2 protein-coding genes and 1 pseudogene are annotated in these 2,749 nt (G+C 32.1%); 1 reads left to right on the forward strand and 2 read right to left on the reverse strand.

Annotated features, from left to right (window positions below; all coding sequences use genetic code 11):
- A pseudogene (locus ACFIK6_RS09440) lies at positions 1–101 on the forward strand (integrase dna protein); the annotation flags it as partial.
- Between the two features lie 106 nt (positions 102–207).
- Here the strand turns inward: ACFIK6_RS09440 and ACFIK6_RS09445 are convergent.
- Positions 208–2,250: a hypothetical protein gene (locus ACFIK6_RS09445; protein WP_273783433.1), complete on the reverse strand. Its 2,043-nt coding sequence runs from the start codon at positions 2,248–2,250 to the stop codon at positions 208–210.
- 265 nt (positions 2,251–2,515) lie between these two features.
- Positions 2,516–2,728, reverse strand: a complete 213-nt coding sequence (locus ACFIK6_RS09450) for a hypothetical protein (protein WP_375677587.1) — start codon at positions 2,726–2,728, stop codon at positions 2,516–2,518.
- Between the last annotated feature and the right edge of the window lie 21 nt (positions 2,729–2,749).

Raw genomic sequence — 2,749 nt, forward strand, 5'->3', positions numbered from 1 at the left:
TTGGGAGTTCAGTGACGAAAGCCTACATGCGAACGGATTTTTTAGAACAGCGACATGTTCTCTTGGAACAGTGGGCTGCATTTATATCAGGAGAGGCTTGATAATATGTCTATTGTCGAGTCAGGTATCTAAGAAACACTTAAGTGATTAGCGGATAGATTACGGTATAATCTCTCTTTTCCTGCCTCAAAAGTGGAGAGGGAGAAATCATTTTATTGGCAAATTCATCTTATCGAAAAATAATCGATGTCTTTTCTTGGCATTATCTACAAGCTTGTCAAATGAAATCACTTCTATATAAGCTTTATAATTCTCGTTATATCCAAAATACCCCATGTTATCACCTGTTATTCTTAAATTCGAGTTTTTGCAACATTTCCTTATACTATCAGTTAAATCACAGATAATATAACAATAACCAGGTATATCAAGAGAGTCTTTTATAGGACGACCATCGAATGTTTTTACTTTACCTTTTCTAATTTCGTCTAGATAATCAAACACTTGTTTAATAGGATCTGTTTTATCTCCCGATTGTGCATCATCTCTCATTGGGCGTTTAATTTCTATTATAAAAAGAGATGCCAATTTCATAGGCTCTTCGTCTGATATTAAAATAGGATTGTCGTATATAGGGGGGTCGTATACATTTAAGGCACATATATCAGGTCTTTTATCTTCTGTAGAACCTGTAATAGGCATTGCTTTCAATGAGATGTCAGAAGCTAAATAATCATGAAAAACTAACTTTTCATCTATTAACCATAAATTACAATTATCCATAGAAATGTCATTGGAATCACACTTCATTGGCATTATGAGTTTGTGAATAACATTTTCTTTAGCGTAGCCTTTATCGCTTTTCTTTAAAGCTTTTTCTAGAAGATCTAAGATAACTTTTCTGTGGCATAAGTAACCTATTAGATCAGAGCGATTAAGATCATTTACAGTTTCTACATATGCGCTAACTTTATTTAAGTATTCTTCATAATTTGCGTTTTGTTCAGCTTGCAAAATATCATGACCTTCTTTTAAAGCCTTTTCTTCTAATTTAGTAAGATGTTTATGAAGGAGAAGCTCTAAGCTTTGGTCAGAGCTTGAGGGAGAAGCTATGTAGTCATTTTCAGTTAAATGTTTTAGAACTGTACGGTAACGTGGTGCTTTTTCAGCTACGAATTTTTCAATTATTTTCTTACTGTTTTGAATGTTTTGCTTTAATTCTTTATCTAAGTATTTTTGAATACTAGGGACTACAGCTTTCCGTATTTTATCAAATGATATCTCTACCTTCTCTAGTAATCCTTCAGTATTTTCTTGAATATCAAAGCCTATTCTTTCAGCACGTACTCTTTCATCCAAAAAAGGAGAGCTTACGTAGCAAGAGTAGATAAATTCACCTATATCATCTTGCAGTTTTGCATGCATACCAGGAACGTTATGAGATAATACTTCTTTTGTGATAACTCTGTTGGCTGCACAAAAACATAAAGCCTGATTTTCTAAAGGTAAGGACCTAAATTTAATATGCATAATAGAAAAGTTATACTCTCCTATTTTTATTTCTTCATTAAAAACGGCCCCATGCATGCATTGTTCATATAGATCATTTAATAATATCTTTTCTGTGTCATCTTCAATAGTTATGAAAGGGCAACCACCAGTTCTTGCAAAATACCAGAGACAATGTTCTAAGAGTGCTTTTGCGATAGATTGTAGTTTTTTAGGAATATGATTTTTATATTTTTGTTTTAGACCTGTTAACTCAACAATAGTTTCTCTCTTTGTACAATTATCTTGAAATTCGTGTAATGCTTTTATACCTTCAACAGCGTCGAATGAGAATTCACACCCTTTTAATCCTCTATCTGTTTCATAAATACTCCTGATTTTTATATTATCAAAAGCTTTAAGCCATAAAAGTCGTCCTATACCATGGCAACCTTTTTCTATTTTATGATCTGAGTCTAAAGTTTCAAATGATTTAAAATTATGATCATTAAAGCCTGTACCATTATCGATTACTTTAAAACCTATAATTTGTGTTTTGTTTCGTTTTTCAGTATCTTTTTCAAGTGGTAGTGAAGCTTGCTTCGATCTTATGACTGAAACTATAATGTAGCGTGAGGAAAAATCATTTCCTATTTCTTCAATGGAATGAATAGAATTTACAACTGCTTCAAAAAGAGGCAGTAAAGCATGATTTTCTGGTAAAGATGTATTTCTTACGCGTCCACTTAAATTTGTTTTCATTATCCACCCTATCTATAAAAGACAAGCAATTATGTCGTTTTACAGAGATTTGACTTTCTCTTCATCCTTAAAGGATTAAAATTTTGAAGCTGTTCATATCAAATATAGTTTATTAGAAGCTTTAAATTTATGAAACAATTAATTCAAAGATTAATTCTTTGAAATCCACTATTTTAAATGTGTAAAGCTATTATTGATAGTCTCCATGAGACGAGCAAAATTAAGAATTCATTTTCTAAAGGATTTCGCGCGTCTCAGAGTATGTTTAGAGTCGGATATTTGGTTTTTGTGTAAAAATACTTACAAACACATCCATAATACGTGAAAAATCAAGCGCTAATAAGAGTATAATGAGTACAATCCATGTCGTATAACGCGACATCACTTTTACACTTTTGTAGGTCATGATGATTTCTTGAAGTATTTCTTTTTCTGCTTCTGTAAGCTCTATATCGTCTTGTGTTTTTTTTCTAGCCATGTTTCCACCCACACACGCGTT

This window comes from Bartonella sp. AS69XJJH (assembly GCF_042195585.1).
Taxonomy (GTDB): domain Bacteria; phylum Pseudomonadota; class Alphaproteobacteria; order Rhizobiales; family Rhizobiaceae; genus Bartonella.